The sequence below is a fragment of the Glycomyces sp. L485 genome (assembly GCF_022548875.1).
Classification (GTDB): Bacteria; Actinomycetota; Actinomycetes; order Mycobacteriales; family Micromonosporaceae; genus Glycomyces.
Genome location: NZ_JAKZEW010000024.1, coordinates 1 through 253 on the forward strand (window position 1 = coordinate 1; position 253 = coordinate 253).

The window sequence follows — 253 nt, forward strand, 5'->3', positions numbered from 1 at the left end:
CCCGAACCGGCACCGCAGGCCGGGACCGAACCGAACACTGGACCCGAACACGGACCCCGAACGGGAACCGGACCCAAGCGAGACTCCGCAAGGGACTCCGAACCGGGCTCCGGACCGGGCGGACGCTCCCGCCCCGAAGACGAGCACACCCCCACACCAGCAACACCGCCAGCAGACGCGGCCTCACCAGCCGCCCCGGTCGCGGCGATGACTCTGGTACACCCGAAGACGAATAGACCACTGATCCCGGTGC